14 protein-coding genes are annotated in these 18263 nt (G+C 59.9%); 6 read left to right on the forward strand and 8 right to left on the reverse strand.

The window, feature by feature from the left end; all coding sequences use genetic code 11:
- The first annotated feature begins 55 nt into the window (after positions 1–55).
- Positions 56–373, forward strand: a complete 318-nt coding sequence (locus tag ACPYOJ_RS04805; protein ID WP_168832731.1) for an FAD assembly factor SdhE — start codon at positions 56–58, stop codon at positions 371–373.
- Positions 370–3879, forward strand: a complete 3510-nt coding sequence (gene mfd / locus ACPYOJ_RS04810; RefSeq protein WP_481415222.1) for a transcription-repair coupling factor — start codon at positions 370–372, stop codon at positions 3877–3879. Before ACPYOJ_RS04805 ends, mfd begins: the two co-directional genes overlap by 4 nt.
- Before the next feature lie 6 nt (positions 3880–3885).
- Here the strand turns inward: mfd and ACPYOJ_RS04815 are convergent, their stop codons facing one another.
- Positions 3886–4557 (reverse strand): DsbA family oxidoreductase, encoded by a 672-nt coding sequence (locus ACPYOJ_RS04815; RefSeq protein ID WP_481415223.1) that lies wholly within the window; start codon positions 4555–4557, stop codon positions 3886–3888.
- Between the two features lie 100 nt (positions 4558–4657).
- Positions 4658–6460, reverse strand: a complete 1803-nt coding sequence (locus ACPYOJ_RS04820) for an extracellular solute-binding protein (RefSeq protein ID WP_481415288.1) — start codon at positions 6458–6460, stop codon at positions 4658–4660.
- 268 nt (positions 6461–6728) lie between these two features.
- On the opposite strand from ACPYOJ_RS04820, the gene ACPYOJ_RS04825 reads away from it, so the two are divergent.
- On the forward strand, positions 6729–7382 hold the full coding sequence (locus ACPYOJ_RS04825) for an invasion associated locus B family protein (protein ID WP_481415224.1): 654 nt from the start codon (positions 6729–6731) through the stop codon (positions 7380–7382).
- 116 nt (positions 7383–7498) lie between these two features.
- On the opposite strand, the gene hspQ is transcribed toward ACPYOJ_RS04825, so the two are convergent.
- From hspQ to ACPYOJ_RS04840, 3 genes are all read right to left on the reverse strand, one after another.
- Positions 7499–7828, reverse strand: coding sequence for a heat shock protein HspQ (hspQ, locus tag ACPYOJ_RS04830; protein WP_481415225.1), 330 nt, complete (start codon positions 7826–7828; stop codon positions 7499–7501).
- Between the two features lie 144 nt (positions 7829–7972).
- Positions 7973–9382: a type I glutamate--ammonia ligase gene (gene glnA, locus ACPYOJ_RS04835; RefSeq protein WP_481415226.1), complete on the reverse strand. Its 1410-nt coding sequence runs from the start codon at positions 9380–9382 to the stop codon at positions 7973–7975.
- A 57-nt stretch (positions 9383–9439) separates the two neighbouring features.
- A complete protein-coding gene (locus ACPYOJ_RS04840; protein WP_018900556.1) occupies positions 9440–9778 on the reverse strand; it encodes a P-II family nitrogen regulator in 339 nt (112 codons plus the stop codon).
- Positions 9779–10121: 343 nt separating this feature from the next.
- On the opposite strand from ACPYOJ_RS04840, the gene ACPYOJ_RS04845 reads away from it, so the two are divergent.
- Entirely contained in the window at positions 10122–11597 is a 1476-nt protein-coding gene (locus ACPYOJ_RS04845; RefSeq protein WP_481415227.1) for an NAD(P)H-hydrate dehydratase, read from the forward strand.
- Here ACPYOJ_RS04845 and ACPYOJ_RS04850 read toward each other — a convergent pair whose 3' ends face one another.
- Both ACPYOJ_RS04850 and uvrA read right to left on the reverse strand, forming a co-directional pair.
- Entirely contained in the window at positions 11598–12404 is an 807-nt protein-coding gene (locus tag ACPYOJ_RS04850; protein WP_481415228.1) for a DUF72 domain-containing protein, read from the reverse strand.
- A 44-nt stretch (positions 12405–12448) separates the two neighbouring features.
- Positions 12449–15373 carry an excinuclease ABC subunit UvrA gene (gene uvrA / locus ACPYOJ_RS04855; RefSeq protein ID WP_481415229.1) on the reverse strand — a complete coding sequence of 975 codons (2925 nt, stop codon included), beginning with the start codon at positions 15371–15373 and terminating at the stop codon, positions 12449–12451.
- Positions 15374–15635: 262 nt separating this feature from the next.
- Between uvrA and ACPYOJ_RS04860 the strand changes: the two genes are divergently transcribed.
- Together ACPYOJ_RS04860 and msrA are read left to right on the forward strand one after the other, a co-directional pair.
- Entirely contained in the window at positions 15636–16166 is a 531-nt protein-coding gene (locus ACPYOJ_RS04860; protein WP_481415230.1) for a single-stranded DNA-binding protein, read from the forward strand.
- A gap of 235 nt (positions 16167–16401) precedes the next feature.
- Positions 16402–17124, forward strand: a complete 723-nt coding sequence (gene msrA, locus ACPYOJ_RS04865) for a peptide-methionine (S)-S-oxide reductase MsrA (protein WP_481415231.1) — start codon at positions 16402–16404, stop codon at positions 17122–17124.
- Positions 17125–17609: 485 nt separating this feature from the next.
- On the opposite strand, the gene ACPYOJ_RS04870 is transcribed toward msrA, so the two are convergent.
- Entirely contained in the window at positions 17610–18242 is a 633-nt protein-coding gene (locus ACPYOJ_RS04870; protein ID WP_168832719.1) for a MarC family protein, read from the reverse strand.
- Between the last annotated feature and the right edge of the window lie 21 nt (positions 18243–18263).

An 18263-nucleotide genomic window follows, 5' to 3' on the forward strand; every position in this document is an offset into this window, starting at 1 on the left:
GCTGACAAGCCGCTTTCGAGGGGCTATAGAGGCCCATCAACAGGAAGGTAATGCCATGACAGGTGTGACACTCTCGAGTGCCGGTCTCGATCCGCGCCGCCGACGGATACTCTTTCGCTGCTGGCATCGCGGGCTGCGCGAGATGGATCTGGTCTTCGGTCAGTTCGCCGAGGCCGAAATTGCCTCGCTTTCCGAGGCGGAGCTTGACGAGCTGGAAACCATCATGGGCGAGGAGGACAACGACCTTCTGCGTTGGGTCATGGGAACCTGGCCGGTGCCGGAGCGTTTCCAGACACCCATGTTCGAGCGCCTCGCCGCCTTCAAGCCGGATTTCCAATACCCGGCGGATACCGCATCCAGGAAACCGGAATGATCCCAGGATTTGATGCAAGTAAGCTCGCAGCCGCTGCCGAGCCGCTGACGATCGGCAATGTGCCGTCCGGCCTGGAACCGCTTCTGCTGGCGGAACTTGCACGCGCCGGCGAGCCTGTCGCCTACGTGCTGTCCGACGGGCAGCGCATGGCCGATCTGGAGCAGATGCTCGGCTTCGTCGCCCCCGATATCCCGGTCCTGACGCTGCCGGCATGGGACTGTCTGCCGTACGACCGCGTTTCTCCGAGCGCCGATACGTCCGCACGCCGCCTGGCGGCTCTGAGCGGCCTGATTGCGCACGGCAAGAAGCCGCATGCGGCAATCGTCCTCGTGACGGTCAATGCTATGCTGCAGAAAGTTGCGCCGCAGGATGTGATCGAAAGCCTGGGCTTTTCGGCCCGTCCCGGCAATCAGGTCCGCATGGACGACGTCGCCGGCCGGCTGGAGCGCAACGGCTTCGATCGCGTCGCGACGGTGCGCGAAGTCGGTGAATACGCGGTGCGCGGCGGCATTCTCGATGTTTTCGTCCCGGGCGCGGAAGAGCCCGTTCGTCTCGACTTCTTCGGGGATACGCTCGAAAGCATCCGCAGCTTCGATCCGGCAAGCCAGCGCACGACGGGGCAGGTGCGCTCCCTCGACCTCAACCCGATGAACGAGGTGACGCTGACGCCCGACACGATCAGCCGCTTCCGCAAGAACTATCTGTCGGCTTTTGGTGCCGCGACGCGTGATGATGCGCTCTATCTCGCCGTCTCCGAGGGCCGTCGTTATCCCGGCATGGAGCACTGGCTGCCGCTCTTTTACGAAAAGCTCGAGACAGTCTTCGACTATCTGAAGGGTTTTCGCCTGGTGACGGATCACACCGTCCGCGAGGCGGCGGAAGAGCGCTCCAAACTCGTTCTCGACTATTATGATGCGCGCCTGAATGCCGGCCAGCAGGCAAAGGGTCAGATGGCGCAGGGGACACCCTACAAGCCGATCACGCCCGGCCAGCTCTATCTCGACGGCAAGAGCTTCGCGCAAACGCTGGATGCGTTCAATGCCATGCGGATTTCGCCCTTCAACGAGCACGAGGGCGAGGCACGACGCGTCGTCAATGTCGATGCGCGTCAGGGAGAGCGCTGGGCGCGTACGAGTGCCGAAAGCGGCGACCGCAACGCTGAGCGCGTCAACATCTTCGACGTTGTCGTCAAGCACATAGCCGACAAGCGGGCAAGCGGCGCGAAGGTTCTCATCACCGCCTGGACGGAAGGCTCGCTTGAACGCCTGCTGCAGGTCCTGAATGAACATGGTCTGGAACGCGTCAAGACAGTCGACACCCTGAAGGCCGTCGACTCGCTGGATAGAGGCGAGGCGGCTGCGGCAGTGCTCAATCTCGAGTCCGGCTTTGAGGCCGGTAACCTCATCGTCATCGGCGAGCAGGACATTCTCGGCGACCGCATGGTTCGCCGTACGAAGCGCCGCAAACGCGCCGCCGACTTCATTTCGGAAGTTGCCGGGCTCGACGAAGGCTCGATCGTCGTGCACGCCGAACACGGCATCGGCCGCTTCGTCGGTCTGCGGACAATCGAGGCGGCCGGCGCCCCGCGCGCCTGTCTCGAGCTGCAATATGCCGACGACGCGAAGCTCTTCCTGCCGGTCGAAAACATCGATCTCCTTTCACGCTATGGCGGCGAGAGCACCGAAGTCCAGCTCGACAAGTTGGGCGGCGGCGCATGGCAAATGCGCAAGGCAAAGCTCAAGAAGCGCCTCCTCGACATGGCGGACGCGCTGATCCGCATCGCCGCCGAGCGCCTGACGCGCCATGCACCCGTCCTGACAACGCCGGAAGGGCTTTACGACGAGTTTGCGGCACGCTTCCCCTATGACGAGACGGAAGATCAGGACAACGCCATCGAGACGGTGCGCGGGGATCTTGCTGCCGGCCGTCCCATGGATCGCCTTGTCTGTGGTGACGTCGGTTTCGGCAAGACGGAAGTGGCGCTTCGCGCCGCCTTCGTCGCAGCGATGAACGGCATTCAGGTTGCCGTCGTCGTGCCAACGACGCTGCTTGCCCGCCAACACTTCAAGACTTTTTCGGAGCGCTTCCGCGGCCTGCCTGTACGTTTGCAGCAGGCTTCCCGCCTTGTCGGCTCGAAGGAACTTGCGCTTACGAAGAAGGAAGTCGCCGAAGGCAAGACGGACATCGTCGTCGGTACGCATGCGCTGCTCGGCGCTGGTATCAAATTCGCCAATCTCGGCCTGCTGATCATCGACGAGGAGCAGCATTTCGGCGTCAAGCACAAGGAGCGCCTGAAGGAGCTGAAGAGCGACGTGCACGTCCTGACGCTGTCCGCCACGCCGATCCCCCGCACGCTGCAACTGGCGATGACCGGTGTCCGCGAACTCTCGCTGATCACAACGCCGCCAGTCGACCGCATGGCGGTACGCACCTTCATTTCTCCGTTCGACAGCCTCGTTATTCGCGAAACGCTGATGCGCGAGCATTATCGCGGCGGCCAGAGCTTCTACGTCTGCCCGCGCCTCGCCGATCTCGAAGACGTCCACGCCTTCCTGCGCTCGGATCTCCCCGAGCTGAAGGTGGCGGTCGCCCACGGCCAGATGCCGGCTGGCGAACTAGAAGACGTGATGAATGCCTTCTACGAGGGACGCTACGATGTGCTGCTTTCGACGACGATCGTCGAATCCGGGCTCGATGTTCCCACCGCCAATACGTTGATCGTCCACCGCGCCGATATGTTCGGTCTGGCGCAGCTCTATCAGCTCCGCGGCCGCGTCGGCCGCTCGAAGGTTCGCGCCTTCGCGCTCTTCACACTGCCGGTCAACAAGGTGCTGACGCCGACTGCGGAGCGCCGCCTCAAGGTGTTGCAGTCGCTGGACACGCTCGGTGCCGGCTTCCAGCTCGCAAGCCACGACCTGGATATCCGTGGCGCCGGCAACCTGCTCGGCGAGGAACAGTCCGGCCACATCAAGGAAGTCGGCTTCGAGCTTTACCAGCAGATGCTGGAAGAGGCAGTCGCTGAAGTGAAGGGTGTCGACGAGATACATGACACCGGCTGGTCACCGCAGATTTCCGTCGGCACGCCCGTCATGATCCCGGACGGCTATGTGCCGGACCTGCATTTGCGGATGGCGCTTTACCGCCGCCTGGGCGAGATCACCGAACTCAAGGAGATCGATTCCTTCGGCGCCGAGATGATCGACCGGTTCGGTCCGATGCCGATCGAGGTGCAGCATCTCTTAAAGATCGTCTACATCAAGTCGCTTTGCCGCGTGGCCAATGTCGAAAAGCTCGATGCCGGTCCGAAGGGCGTGGTCATTCAGTTCCGTAACAAGGAATTCCCGAACCCGGCAAACCTGGTTGGCTATATCGCCAAGCAGGGAACGATGGCGAAGATACGCCCCGACCACAGCCTGTTTCTGAACCGCGACTTGCCGGCGCCGGAAAAACGGCTGCAGGCTGCAGCCGTCATCATGACGCAACTGGCCGAAATGGCCAAGCCGTAGGGCAGGTCAATTCAATCCGGCGCGCGCTTCGGCCTTCGCCTTGGCGATGTCGCGGAGCGCGCCGGCCAGCACGTCCGGCGTCTGCGCGCCGCTGACGGCATATTGCTGGTCGAAGATGAAGAACGGCACGCCATTCACGCCCATCTTCTGCGCGGCGTCGATTTCGGCGATTACCAAGTCCCGGTCCGCGTCGGAGGCAAGCAGCGAGGCGATCACGGCACGGTCGAGACCGGCTTTCTCGGCAATGTCGAGCAATACTGCATGATCGCCGACATTGCGGCCTTCCTCGAAATTCGCCTTGAATAGCGCAGTGACGACGCTGTCCGCTCTGTCGCGATCTTCGATCATCGCCCATTGGATCAACCGGTGCGCATCGAGCGTGTTGGGGCCAATCTTGATCGCCTGGAAATCGAAATTTATACCCACTTCGCGACCGAGATCGGTAAGCGTCTTATGCGCTTGCGCGACACGCTCCGCGCCGCCGAGCTTCTGCTCCAGCATTGTCTTTTGATCGACGCCTTCCGGCGGATAGTCGGGGTTCAGCCGGTAGGGGCGCCAGTTGATGTCGACGCCGATTTCGTCCTGCACTTCCGCGATCGCAAGCTCCAGCCGCGCCTTGCCCAGATAACACCATGGGCAGACGACGTCCGATACGACGTCGATGGTGATACGTTCCATGGTGGTTTCCTTTCATTATTCCGGGGGTCTTTCCAAGCCATCTATGCCCTGACAGGCCAGACTTCAACCAGGCAGGAAAAAGGAACCACTTCCGGCAGACTTATTGGACGCTCTGATCCCACCAAACAGGAAGCTGATAGCCGTAAAGCGGCGCGCCATCCGGACGGCCGATCCGCTTGTTGCGCGCAATCCATTGCTGGTCGAGATGGTAGAGAGGCAACACGTAATGCCCAGAAAGCAATAAACGGTCATGCGAACGGACAGCGGCCGTGAAGTCCTCGTCGGAGCGGGCGGTGAGAATATGCCTGATCAGCGCATCGACATCAGGGTCGGTAACGCCGGCAAAATTTGAACTCCCCTGGCGGTCGCGCGCAGCCGACGACCAGTAGGAGAGCTGCTCATTTCCGGGCGAGAGCGACGACGGATAAGATTTTAGAATAACATCATAGTCGAAACTATTGGTTCTGCTTTGATATTGCGAATCGTCCACCGTGCGGATCGAGGCAGCAATGCCCAAAGCGTGAAGCGAACGCTGATAGGCGATGGCAAGTTTTTCCTGGTCGGTGTTCTGCGTCATGATCTCGAAAGCCAGCAGTTTTCCGTTGGCATCCACCATCTTGCCGTTTTTGATCGAATAGCCGCCTTCCTTCAGCGTCTGCAGCGCTTGCTTCAGCACATTGCGGTCGCGCCCGGAGCCATCGCTTAGGGGAAGCTTGTACGTGCCGTCGAGAATGGCCGGATCAATCTTCTCTTTGATCGGGCCTAGCATTTGGATCTCGCGGGCATCGGCCGGAACGCCGAAGCTCGAAAGCGCCGAATTCTGCCAGAAGCTCTGCGTGCGCTTGTAGGCGTTGGAATAGAGCGTCCTGTTCGCCCACTCGAAGTCGAAGATCAGCGAGAGCCCTTCGCGAACTTTGGCATTGGCGAATACCGGGCGCCGTGTGTTGAAGACAAACCCGAACATGCCGCTTGGCAGCTTCGGCTGGAACGTATCCTTGATTACAGTGCCGGAGGAAACTGCCGGGAAGTCATAGGCTGTCGCCCAATGCCCGGGACTCCCGTCGGAATAGACGTCGATGTCGCCCTTCTTGAATGCCTCGAAAAGGGTGGTGTCCTGCAGAAAATACTGGACGGTGATCTGGTCGTAGTTGTCCATGCCGACCTTGGAGGGGATATCCTTGCCCCAGTAGTTCGGATCACGTTCGTAGGTGATGCTTTCGCCGGGCTTCACCGTTTTGATCTTGTAGGGCCCGGAGCCGACCGGTGGCACGAGAGTGGTACGGTCGAAGGTTTCCGGATCGATGGCGTGTTTCGGCAGCACCGGCATCAGCCCGAAGACCATCGGCGTTTCGCGGTCCGCCTTGTCGTTGAAGGTGAAGCGCACGCTATGCTCGCCGATCTTCTCCATTTTCGAGACGAGGCTCAGGCGGCTCGCAAAGGGCACGCGTCCCTTGTCGCGCAGCAGCTCGAAGGAGAACATGACGTCCTCAGGCGTCACCGGCTGCCCATCGGACCACTTGGCCTTCGGATTGAGATTGAACTGAACGAACGTGCGGTCTTCATCCCATTCGACCGTCTCGGCAAGCAGCCCATAGAGCGTAAACGGTTCGTCCCGGGAACGCTGCATCAGCGATTCATAGACGAGATTGCCGTATTCCGGATCCCACATGCCGCGCGCCGTGGTTCGCATGCTTTTCAGGATGAACGGATTGAGATTGTCGAAAGTGCCGACGACGCCGTAGGTGATCTTGCCGCCTTTCTTCACGTCCGGATTGACGTAGGAGAAATGCTTGTAGTCAGAGGGCAGGGCGGGTTGGCCATGCATAGCGATGCCGTGCAGCGGGGCCGCAGCAACGGCGCCGCAAAAAAGCGTAAAGGCTATGGGGAGAATGACCCGGAGCATGCTCACAATCCTTTCCGGCAAGGCACGATTCGGCCGAAGACTAGCATGCGCGGCGGAAAATCGAACGTTCACAAGGCGGAATCTTTCGGCCACCCCGAAATTGCCAAAGAAATACTGGATATCTGGATCGCCCCAATGTAACAGGTGTTTCGAAGTTCTGGGGTCATGCATTTGCCTTAATGTTTTAAGAGGTGGAATGCCGAATAGCCCCGGATGGAGAGGACGGCGCATCGCGGTCCCTAATGGGTATCAGGAGACGGAATCCGTTATGTTGTTCAAATCAGATAAAAAAATGCGGGCAGCCCTGTCCGTTCTGGCACTCGCTTTCGGTGCGGCTTCGGCCCCGGTATCCTCCTTCGCACAGGACGCTTCAGCAGACGCACCGGCTCAGGCTGCCGGCGCACCGCGCCTTGGCTGGTACAAGACCTGCAGCAAGCAGGCTGACAACGATGTCTGCGTCGTTCAGAACCTGATCCTCGCCAATGGCGGCCAGCTCGTCACGGCCGTCGGCCTCATCACGATTTCGGGCAAGATCAACCGCAAGCTTCTGCAGGTATCCGTGCCGAGCGCCCGGCTGATCCCTCCGGGCATCATGATGCAGGTCGACAATAACAAGGGCCAGAAGCTCGACTACGCTGTTTGCCTGCCGGACAAGTGCACCGCCGAGGTCCCGCTGACGGATGCCATGATCGCAGGCCTGAAGAAGGGTAGCGACGTGATCTTCACGTCGATCAATTTCCGCCGCGCGCCGAACCCGATCAAGATTTCCCTCGAAGGCTTTACCGGCGCCTTTGATGGCGAAGCTGTTTCTCCGAACAAGCTTGCCGAAAGCCAGAAGAGCCTGCAGGACAGCATGCAGAAAAAGGCCGAGGAAGCCCGCAAGAAGCTGGAAGATGCGCAGAACGCCGCCAAGGCGCAGTAATCTGCCAGCGGCGAAAGAAAGAACAAAAACCCGGCCCTGCGCCGGGTTTTTTTGTTGCCGGAAAACAAAAACCCCGCCGGGAGGAGGCGGGGTTTTAAGTCATGACCGATAGCGTCTTAGTGGGCGAAGCTCATCTTGGGCTTGAACTGGCCGGACGGCGCTTGATCGAAAATCTGATAGACCTGCTGATTGCGAAGCGGCAGGCCGCTTTCATCATTCACCAGGTTCTGCTCTGAGACGTAAGCGACATACTCGTTTTCGTCATTTTCCGCGAGCAGATGGTAAAAGGGTTGGTCCTTACTGGGGCGAACTTCGGCAGGGATTGAGTTCCACCATTCTTCCGTATTCGCAAACTCCGGATCGACGTCGAAGATGACGCCGCGAAACGGAAAAACTTTGTGCCGGACCACTTCACCGATACTGAACTTTGCTACTTTTGTTTTCATGGTACGACTTCCTTTCATCACCAGATTTGGTGATTGGGCCTGCACAAATCAAGTTTTTTGCAGGCTTTCGTCACATGAGTGTCACATCACCGGCAGTGACGAGAGAGGAAAGCTCCGCCGGCGACGGAGCTTTCTACTTGGAGATCAAGCCGAATAGTACATGTCGTATTCGACCGGATGCGGGGTCATCTCGAAGCGCATCACCTCCGCCATCTTCAACTCGATGAAGGAGTCGATCTGGTCGTCGTCGAACACGCCGCCCGCCGTCAGGAACTTGCGATCCTTGTCGAGGCTTTCGAGCGCCTCGCGCAGCGAGCCGCAGACCGTTGGAATCTTCTTCAGTTCCTTCGGCGGCAGATCGTAGAGATCCTTGTCCATGGCTTTGCCCGGATGGATCTTGTTCTTGATGCCGTCGAGGCCGGCCATCAGCATGGCGGCGAAGGCGAGATACGGGTTTGCCGTCGGATCCGGGAAGCGGACTTCGACGCGCTTTGCCTTCGGATTGGAGCCGAACGGAATGCGGCAGGAAGCCGAGCGGTTGCGGGCGGAATAGGCCAGGAGCACCGGTGCTTCGTAACCCGGGACGAGACGCTTGTAGGAATTCGTCGACGGATTGGTGAAGGCGTTGATCGCCTTGGCATGCTTGATGATGCCGCCGATGTAATACAGGCAGCTTTCGGAAAGGCCTGCATATTCGTCGCCGGCGAAAGTCGGCTTGCCGCCCTTCCAGATCGACTGGTGCACATGCATGCCAGAACCGTTGTCGCCGAAGATAGGCTTCGGCATGAAGGTTGCCGTCTTGCCGTAGGCATTGGCGACCTGGTGCACGACGTATTTGTAGATCTGCATCTTGTCGGCGTTGCGGACGAGCGTGTCGAACTTGATGCCGAGTTCGTGCTGGGCAGCGGCCACCTCGTGATGATGCTTTTCGACGGTGACACCCATTTCGCCAAGTACGGTCAACATTTCAGAGCGCATGTCCTGCGCGCTGTCGACCGGCGGGACCGGGAAATAGCCGCCCTTGATGCGCGGACGGTGGCCGAGGTTTCCGGTCTCGTAATCGGTGTCGTCGTTCGACGGCAGTTCGCTGCTGTCGAGTTTGAAGCCGGTATTGTAAGGGTCGGCCTTGTATTTGACGTCGTCGAAGACGAAGAATTCGGCTTCCGGACCAACGAAGATGGTGTCGCCGATGCCGGATGCCTTGAGATAGGCTTCAGCTTTCTTGGCGGTGCCGCGCGGATCGCGGTTATAGGCTTCGCCCGAAACCGGATCCAGAATATCGCAGACGATGACCATGGTAGACTGCGCGAAGAAAGGGTCCATGTGAACCGTTTCCGTATCCGGCATCAGCACCATGTCGGACTCATTGATGGCCTTCCAGCCGCCGATCGAGGAACCGTCGAACATGACCCCGTCGGCGAACATGTCTTCATCGACACAGGAAACGTCCATTGTGACGTGCTGCAGCTTGCCCTTGGGGTCGGTAAAGCGCAGATCAACGAACTTTACGTCGTTTTCCTTGATCTGCTTGAGAATTTCGTTCGCGGTCGCCATAGAATCTCCCTTTCAATTTATAACGTGATACTCAATCTTGAAGCCGAGCCGGCCAGCTCAGATAGCGTCGACGCCGGTTTCCCCTGTGCGGATACGAATGACTTCTTCGATGTTGGATACGAAGATCTTTCCGTCTCCAATCCGGCCGGTCTGCGCTGCCTTGCGGATAGCGTCGATAACAGCTTCCGCGTTCTCGTCGGCAAGCACGACTTCGACCTTCACCTTTGGCAAAAAGTCGACGACATATTCGGCGCCGCGGTAAAGTTCCGTATGGCCTTTCTGGCGACCGAAGCCCTTCGCTTCTGTGACAGTGATGCCTTGCAGGCCGACTTCCTGAAGGGCTTCCTTCACTTCGTCGAGCTTGAAAGGCTTAATGATCGCTTCGATCTTTTTCATGAGAAAATGACTCTCCGCTTCTCCCGTTAACGCGGGCAAATTGCCGCTCGAAAACCATGATGCAGGTATCATGCCAGTCGCAGCGCCGGAGAACCAGAAAATGCGCCAATTATCCCCAGATTCGCGGATCCAAGGGTATTTCCAAGGAATTTTCGAACAAAAATTGATGAGAATGGCCCTGGAAAATGCAAAAACGGCGCAGAATCCGAAAAAAATCGGGATGAGCCGGGCTGTGGCTCGCGCGCCTTCGGTGAGTAATAAATATGCAAATGGCGTATTTTTATGCATTTGTTTGACCGCAAATGCGGTTGTTTTTTAGGCGTTTTTTGAATTGAATGAGCACATGGCTGAACAACTGAGTGATCTCCTTCTTACCCCTGCAGAGATGGCGGCCGCGGATGCCGCTGCGGCTCAATCGGGAATTTCCTCCTTCGGGCTGATGGCGACGGCGGGCGCCGCAGTGGCTGCTGCCGCTTTGCGACTCTACCCGGGCGCCCAGCGCTTCGCCGTCCTCTGCGGCCCGGGCAACAATGGTGGAGACGGCTATGTGGCGGCACGCTTTCTTGCCGAGAGCGGTGCAGCGACCACCGTCTTTCATCTGGGTGACCTCGCGAGGCTTCAGGGCGATGCCGAGCGCGCAAAGGCCGAATGCCCGCTCACGCCGCAGCCGCTTGACACTTATGAGCCGAGGCAGGGGGATGTCGTCATCGATGCGATTTTCGGGGCAGGGCTCGGAAGGGATATGCCGCCAGAGGTGCGATCCGTGATCGAACGGGTGATGGATGCCGCGGTCCCGGTCCTTTCCGTCGACCTGCCATCCGGTGTCGATGGCCGCAGTGGCGAGGTCCTGGGGGCGGCGTTCAAGGCGGATCACACAGTCACGTTCATGACACGCAAACCGGGCCACCTGCTGATGCCGGGCAGAGAGCGTTGCGGAAACATCGAAGTCATCGGCATCGGCATTCCGGGCCGTATCATCAAGGCTTGTTCCTCAGGGATGGTCGGCGAGAACGCTCCGGCCAGATGGAAGCACCTTCTGCCCGCGGGGAAACTGGAGACGCACAAATACAAACGAGGACACCTTGCCGTTTTCTCGGGCGGAGCGGGGAAGACCGGCGCGGCGCGGATGACGGCGATGGCTGGACTGAGAGGGGGAGCAGGTCTCGTGACCATTGCCTCGCCGGCGGAGGCGGCGGCCGAAAACAGTGCCCACCTGACAGCCATCATGCTGCGTATCATCGACAACGAGACCGCGCTGCGCGACTGGCTGGGCGATGAGCGCTTGCAGACCTTCGTGCTCGGGCCGGGTTTCGGTATCGGCGCAAAGGCAAGAGCCTTCGTCGCCGCATTGCGCGATCGCCATCTGGTGCTCGACGCAGACGGCATCACCTCATTCAAAGAGAGCCCGCAAGAGCCTTTCGATCTCTTCGCCGAAGGCGAACCGCATCTCGTTCTGACGCCGCATGAAGGCGAATTCGCGCGCCTCTTTCCGGATATCGCCGCGGACAAGAAGCTCAGCAAGATCGACAGGGCGCAGGCGGCGGCAAAGCGGGCCAATGCCGCGATCGTCTATAAGGGCGCTGATACCGTCATTGCTTCGCCGGACGGCAGGGCACTGATCAATACGAACGCGCCCATCTGGCTCGCAACGGCAGGCTCAGGCGATGTTCTTGCCGGCATCATCGGCGCGTATCTGGCGCAGGGTCTGCCCGCGTTCGAGGCGGCCGCAGCCGGTGTCTATCTCCACGGTGAAGCTGCACAGCGCGCCGGCAAAGGTTTGACCGCCGAAGATCTCGTCGCCCATGTCCTGCCGTTCTGACTACTTGCCGACTTCTTCCTGAAGAGCGATCGCCCCGAACGGCGCGTTGACCTTGCCCTCGTGGATCATAAAGGCAAAGACATCCCGCGGTTCGCTCTTGACCTTTCGGTCTTTGTCGATCAACGGCAGATCGTCCGGCACCTTGCCTTCGGCCCAAGTCTCGAGCCTTTTGGCCCATGCCTTCAGGTCCTTGGGAGGATAGCAGGTCTTGATCTCGTCCGAGCCCTTTTGCAGCCGGGCGTAGACGAAATCAGCCGTCACGTCGGCGATCATCGGATAGTCGAAATGCTCGGCCACGACCGGCGCGACGCCGTATTTCGCCAGCAGAGCGACGAATTCCGGCACCTTGAAGGAGTCGTGCCGCACCTCGACGACGTGCCGCAACGGCAGGCCGTCCTGTTTGTCCGGCAAAAGCTTTAGGAAAGCTTCGAAATCCTCGGCATCGAACTTCTTGGTCGGAGCGAACTGCCAGAGGATCGGCCCCAGCCGGTCACCGAGCTCCGTCAGCCCCTGCGTCAGGAAACGCTCCATCGATTCGCCTGCTTCGCCAAGGACGCGCCTGTTGGTCACGAACCGGCTGGCCTTCAGCGAAAAGATGAACCCGTCCGGCACGTCGGCCGCCCATTTCGCGAAGGTCTCGGGCTTCTGCGAGCTGTAATACGTGCCGTTGACCTCGATGACCTTCAACTTGCGGCTGGCGTAGTTGAGCTCGTCCTTCTGCCTGAGGTCGGCAGGAAAGAAATGCCCACGCCAGGGCTCGAAGGTCCAGCCGCCAATGCCGACCCGGATCGTACCGGAGTTGCTCATCTATGTCCCCCACTGCGCCGTGGCGCGTCTTGTTTCCCGAACGGCTACTCCGCCGCCACTACAGTCTTCTTCACCGGCCGGCGTTCCAGCAGTTCCCTCAGGAACTGGCCGGTATAGGACCGGGGCTCCTTGACGATCGCCTCCGGCGTGCCGGACGCGACGATCTCGCCGCCACCATCACCGCCCTCCGGGCCGAAATCGAGCACCCAGTCGGCCGTCTTGATGACTTCGAGATTATGCTCGATCACCACGACGGAATTGCCTTGATTGACCAGCTCGTGCAGCATTTCGAGGAGTTTCGCGACATCGTGGAAGTGCAGCCCGGTCGTCGGCTCATCCAGGATATAGAGCGTGCGGCCCGTCGAGCGTTTCGAAAGCTCCTTGGCGAGCTTGACGCGCTGTGCCTCGCCGCCCGAGAGCGTATTCGCCTGCTGGCCGACCTTGATATAGCCGAGGCCGACGTCCTTGAGCGACTGCAGCTTGTCGCGCACGGCAGGTACCGCGGCGAAGAACTCGACACCTTCCTCCACCGTCATGTCGAGCACGTCGGCAATGGACTTGTGCTTGAACGTGACTTCCAGCGTTTCGCGATTGTAGCGCTTGCCGTGGCAAACGTCGCAGGTCACGTAAACGTCCGGCAGGAAGTGCATCTCGATCTTGATGACGCCGTCGCCCTGGCAGGCCTCACAGCGTCCGCCCTTGACGTTGAACGAGAACCGGCCCGGCTGATACCCGCGCGCCTTCGCCTCGGGCAGGCCGGAGAACCAGTCACGGATCGGCGTGAAGGCACCGGTGTATGTCGCCGGGTTCGAGCGCGGCGTGCGGCCGATCGGCGACTGGTCGATATCGATCACCTTGTCGATATGCTCGAAGCCGTCAATCCGGTCGTGATCGGCCGGGATTTCGCGGGCGCCCATGACACGGCGCGCCGCTGACTTATACAGTGTCTCGACCAGGAAAGTCGACTTGCCGCCACCCGAAACGCCGGTGACGGCGGTGAAAACGCCGAGCGGAATGGATGCGGTGACGTTTTTCAAATTGTTGCCGCGGGCGCCGATGACCTTGATCTCGCGGCCCTTCTTCGGCTTGCGGCGCTCGTCGGGCACGGGCACGCCGAGTTCGCCCGAGAGATACTTCCCGGTCAGCGACTTGGGGTTCGCCATGATGTCCTGCGGCGTGCCATGCGCGACGATCTGGCCGCCGTGCACTCCGGCCGCCGGACCGATGTCGACCACGTCGTCGGCCGTCAGGATGGCATCCTCGTCGTGCTCGACGACGATCACCGTGTTGCCGATGTCGCGCAGATGTTTCAGCGTCTCGAGCAGACGGGCGTTGTCGCGCTGATGCAGGCCGATGGACGGCTCGTCGAGAACATAAAGCACGCCGGTCAGGCCCGAGCCAATCTGGGAGGCGAGGCGGATGCGCTGGCTTTCACCGCCAGATAGCGTGCCGGAATTGCGCGACAGACTGAGATAGTCGAGGCCGACGTCATTCAGGAAGCGCAGGCGCTCCCGGATTTCCTTCAGAATGCGGACGGCAATCTCGTTCTGCTTGGCCGAGAAAACGGCGGGCAGCGTCTCGAACCAATCGCGGGCCTTGCGGATCGACATCTCGGTGACCTGGCCGATATGCAGCTTGTTGATCTTGACCGCCAGCGCCTCCGGCTTCAGGCGGAAACCGTTGCAGGCCGGGCAGGGGGCTGCCGACATGAAGCGCTCGATCTCTTCCCGCGCCCAGGCGGAATCCGTCTCCTTCCAGCGGCGTTCCAGATTAGTGACGATGCCTTCGAAGCTCTTGTGCGTGGTATAGGATCGCGCGCCGTCGGCATAATGGAACTCGATCTTCTCGTCCGTTCCGTTCAGAATGACGTCCTGAGCCTTTGCGGACAGGTCGCTCCACCGTGCCCCAAGCTTGAATCCGTAGTGCTTGCCGAGCGCTTCCAGCGTCTGATTGTAATAGGGCGAGCTCGACTTCGCCCAGGGTGCGATCGCGCCGTCGCGGAGCGTCCGCTCCGGCTCGGGAACGATCAGGTTGGCATCGATTTTCTGCTGCGCACCAAGGCCATCGCAAGTGGGGCAGGCGCCGGCGGGATTGTTGAACGAGAAGAGCCGCGGCTCGATTTCCGGGATGGTGAAGCCGGAGACGGGGCAGGCGAACTTCTCCGAGAAAAGCACCCGCTCATGCGTCTCGTTCAGCGACTTGTTGGCCGACCCGCCGGCCGCGGTTTCTTCCGCCGGTAGCGGCTTGTCCGCGAACTCAGCGACGGCCAATCCCTCGGCGAGCTTCAGCGAGGTTTCGAAGCTGTCTGCCAAGCGCGATGCCATGTCGGTGCGCACGACGATACGATCCACGACGACATCGATGTCGTGCTTGTATTTCTTGTCGAGTGCCGGAACGTCGGCGATCTCGTAGAATTGGCCGTCGACCTTGACGCGCTGGAAGCCCTTCTTCATCAGCTCCGCCAGCTCTTTCTTATACTCGCCCTTACGGCCGCGTACGATCGGGGCCAGAATATAAAGGCGTGTACCTTCCTGGAATTCGAGCACGCGATCGACCATCTGGCTGACGGTCTGGCTCTCGATCGGGAGGCCGGTTGCCGGCGAATAGGGAACGCCGACGCGCGCAAAGAGCAGGCGCATATAGTCGTAGATCTCGGTGACCGTCCCGACCGTCGAGCGCGGATTGCGCGAGGTCGTCTTCTGCTCGATCGAGATCGCCGGCGAAAGGCCGTCGATCTGGTCGACGTCCGGCTTCTGCATCATTTCCAGGAACTGGCGCGCGTAGGCCGAGAGGCTTTCGACATAGCGCCGCTGGCCCTCCGCATAGATCGTGTCGAAGGCGAGCGAGGATTTGCCGGACCCTGAAAGCCCGGTCATGACGATGAGCTTGTTGCGCGGCAGGTCCAGGTCGATGCCCTTGAGATTATGTTCGCGCGCGCCGCGTATGGAAATGGTCTTCAGTTCACTCATCGTATTTTGCTTCTGTGCTGGAACAAGCCCCTTATTTAGTGATGCCGTTTGGCGAGTCGAGGCTAAATGTCGGGAAGGCTCTATGCTTTTCGATTCTACTGACAGTTATTGACAGCATCATAGCGATAAACTAGAACAAATAAAGAACAAAATTCCTTGTGGATGAACCGGTGATGGACGCCCATCGTGGGGGCTCTATAGTTTAAGGTATGCCGATTGTTTCAAAGCGCCGCCGGGCAGGGCGGCAGTAAGGTGAATAGGTATGGCTGGCAGCGTAAACAAGGTAATTCTGATCGGAAACGTGGGTGCCGACCCCGAAATCCGCAGGACGCAGGATGGCCGCCCGATCGCCAACCTTCGCATCGCGACCTCGGAGACCTGGCGGGACCGTAATTCCGGCGAGCGGCGTGAAAAGACCGAATGGCACACAGTCGTCGTCTTCAACGAAGGTCTCTGCAAGGTCGTCGAGCAATATGTGAAGAAGGGCGCTAAGCTTTATATCGAAGGCCAGTTGCAGACCCGCAAGTGGCAGGACCAGACCGGCAACGACCGCTATTCGACGGAAATCGTGCTGCAAGGCTTCAATTCGACGCTGACGATGCTCGATGGCCGCGGCGAAGGCGGCGGCGCAAGTTCCGGCTTCGGCGGCGGCCGTGGCAGCAGCGATTTCGGTGGTGGCGGCAACTACGGGGACGATTACGGCGCGCCGTCACAGCCGGCCGGCCGCAGTGGCAGCAGCAGCGGTGGCGGCGGCAACTTCTCGCGCGATCTGGACGACGATATTCCGTTCTGAGGCGGCTGTTCCTCAGAGTCGCGAACACAGACGGCCGCGTCGGCGCGGCGTCGCCTTTTGATGCTGTCGCCTTTGGGATCGATGTCGAATAACGCCTTGAGTTTTGGCTCCCCGCTACACTCACAGTTTAGTTACGCGCCATAGACGAAAAATTACTGTCAACTTCATCTGAGATCGGCTTTCTGGATCCCGGTGTCCTGGCTCGTGCATTCACGGCCGGCTAAAGGAGGATGACATGAGTTCCCATCAGAAGATGACGCGCCGCTTTAGGGCTGTGTCCCTCGGTATTGCAGTTTTATTGACAGCAGGGGTATGCCTTCGCTTTGCGGCAGCTGCGGCCGAGGAGCCGCACGTCATTCCCGCCCCGGTGCAGGATGAGAAGCCGGGCGCCGATCTCGAGACGGCTGTATTCGCCGGTGGCTGCTTCTGGGGCGTGCAGGGCGTCTTCCAGCACGTGGACGGCGTGGTCAGCGCGACCTCGGGTTATGCGGGCGGCGTCAAGTCCTCCGCACAATACGAGACGGTGAGCACCGGTAGGACAGGTCATGCCGAGTCTGTTCAAGTCGTCTTCGACCCTGCAAAGGTAAGCTACGGCCATCTCCTGCAGATCTACTTCTCCGTCGCTCACGATCCGACGCAACTCAATCGACAGGGCCCGGATACGGGCACCCAGTACCGCTCCGCGATATTCCCGCAGAGCGACGACCAGACGAAGGTCGCCAAGGCCTATATTTCCCAGCTCGATCATGCTCGGGTCTATGACGCGGCCATCGTCACCAGGATCGAAACCGGCAAGAGCTTCTATCCCGCCGAGGCCTACCACCAGAATTTCTTGACCAACAATCCAACCTATCCCTATATCGTCATCAACGATCTTCCGAAGATCGAGAATCTTAGGCAAATCTTCCCCAAGGACTACCGCTCGGAGCCTGTGCTTGTTGCGCAAGACGGCAAGTGACTCGGTGTACGAAGCTCCATGCTGCGCTTGCGCACAAAGCGCGTCTTGTCATCGTCACGCAGGGAGGACTGGCTAGCGGGCACTCAAGCCGTCATCGGCCATTTCAAGTAGCACATCATCCGCCTGCGGACTGACGTTCTGTTCTGTGTGTCAGGTCAAAAGCGCTTGAAGCGTGATGACAACAAGAAACGCGGCGACGATTGCTAAAGCGAACAGTTTGACCTGGCGATCGGCCTTTTCGAAGACACGGAAGTGCGCTCCTCGCTTCGGGCGGCGGCGATGTTGCCCGATGTGAGCGGCGTTAGAGTGCAGTTGTTTCTTTTTTTCCGACGTCGCGGCCTCCCTCGGAACGGCGTCATTGCATCAGTCCACCCCAATGAACCGCTCTATTATATGCCACGTCAAGGTAGCATCAAAATAGATACCTGCTCGTGCACCGCCCTTTTGCGCTCCGCCGACTTTGAAGATAGCCGACACTCGGCGCTCTAGTTCACGGCCATCGCTGCCTTCACACCGTCCACCACGAACTGCGCTGCAAGGGCTGCAAGAATGACGCCCAGCAGGCGGGTGAGGATCGCCCGACCGGTGACACCGAGAAAGCGGTCGAGCCGATCGGCAACCACAAGCGCGGCAAGCATCAGCAGCAGGTTGGCCGCAATCACGATAAGAAGCTGCGCCCGCTCGACGGAGCTTTGCAGCGAACCGGCAAGCAGGATCGTCGCCGAGATCGCGCCCGGGCCGGCAATAAGGGGGAGCGCCAGCGGAAAGACCGCTATGTTCTGGATGTGATCCTTGGTGATCGCCACTTCGCCAGTCTTCTCCTTGCGGTCCTGCCGCTTTTCAAAGACCATCTCAAAGGAAATCCAGAAGAGCAGCAGCCCCCCGGCAATGCGGAATGCGCCGATCGAAATGCCGAGGACGCCAAGCACGCTTGCGCCGAACAGCGCAAAGACGGCAAGGATGATGAAAGCAATCACGGAGCCGCGCAGCGCCACCTGTTTGCGCTGGCTGCGGCTCATGCCCATGGTCAGCCCCAGGAAGATCGGCGCAAGCCCAGGTGGATCTATCGTGACAAGCAGCGTCGTGAAAGCGTTGATCAGTTGGTCGGCGCTTGCCATAATCTCTCCGGAACACCATAT

The organism is Rhizobium sp. SVR5-9E (assembly GCF_056755095.1).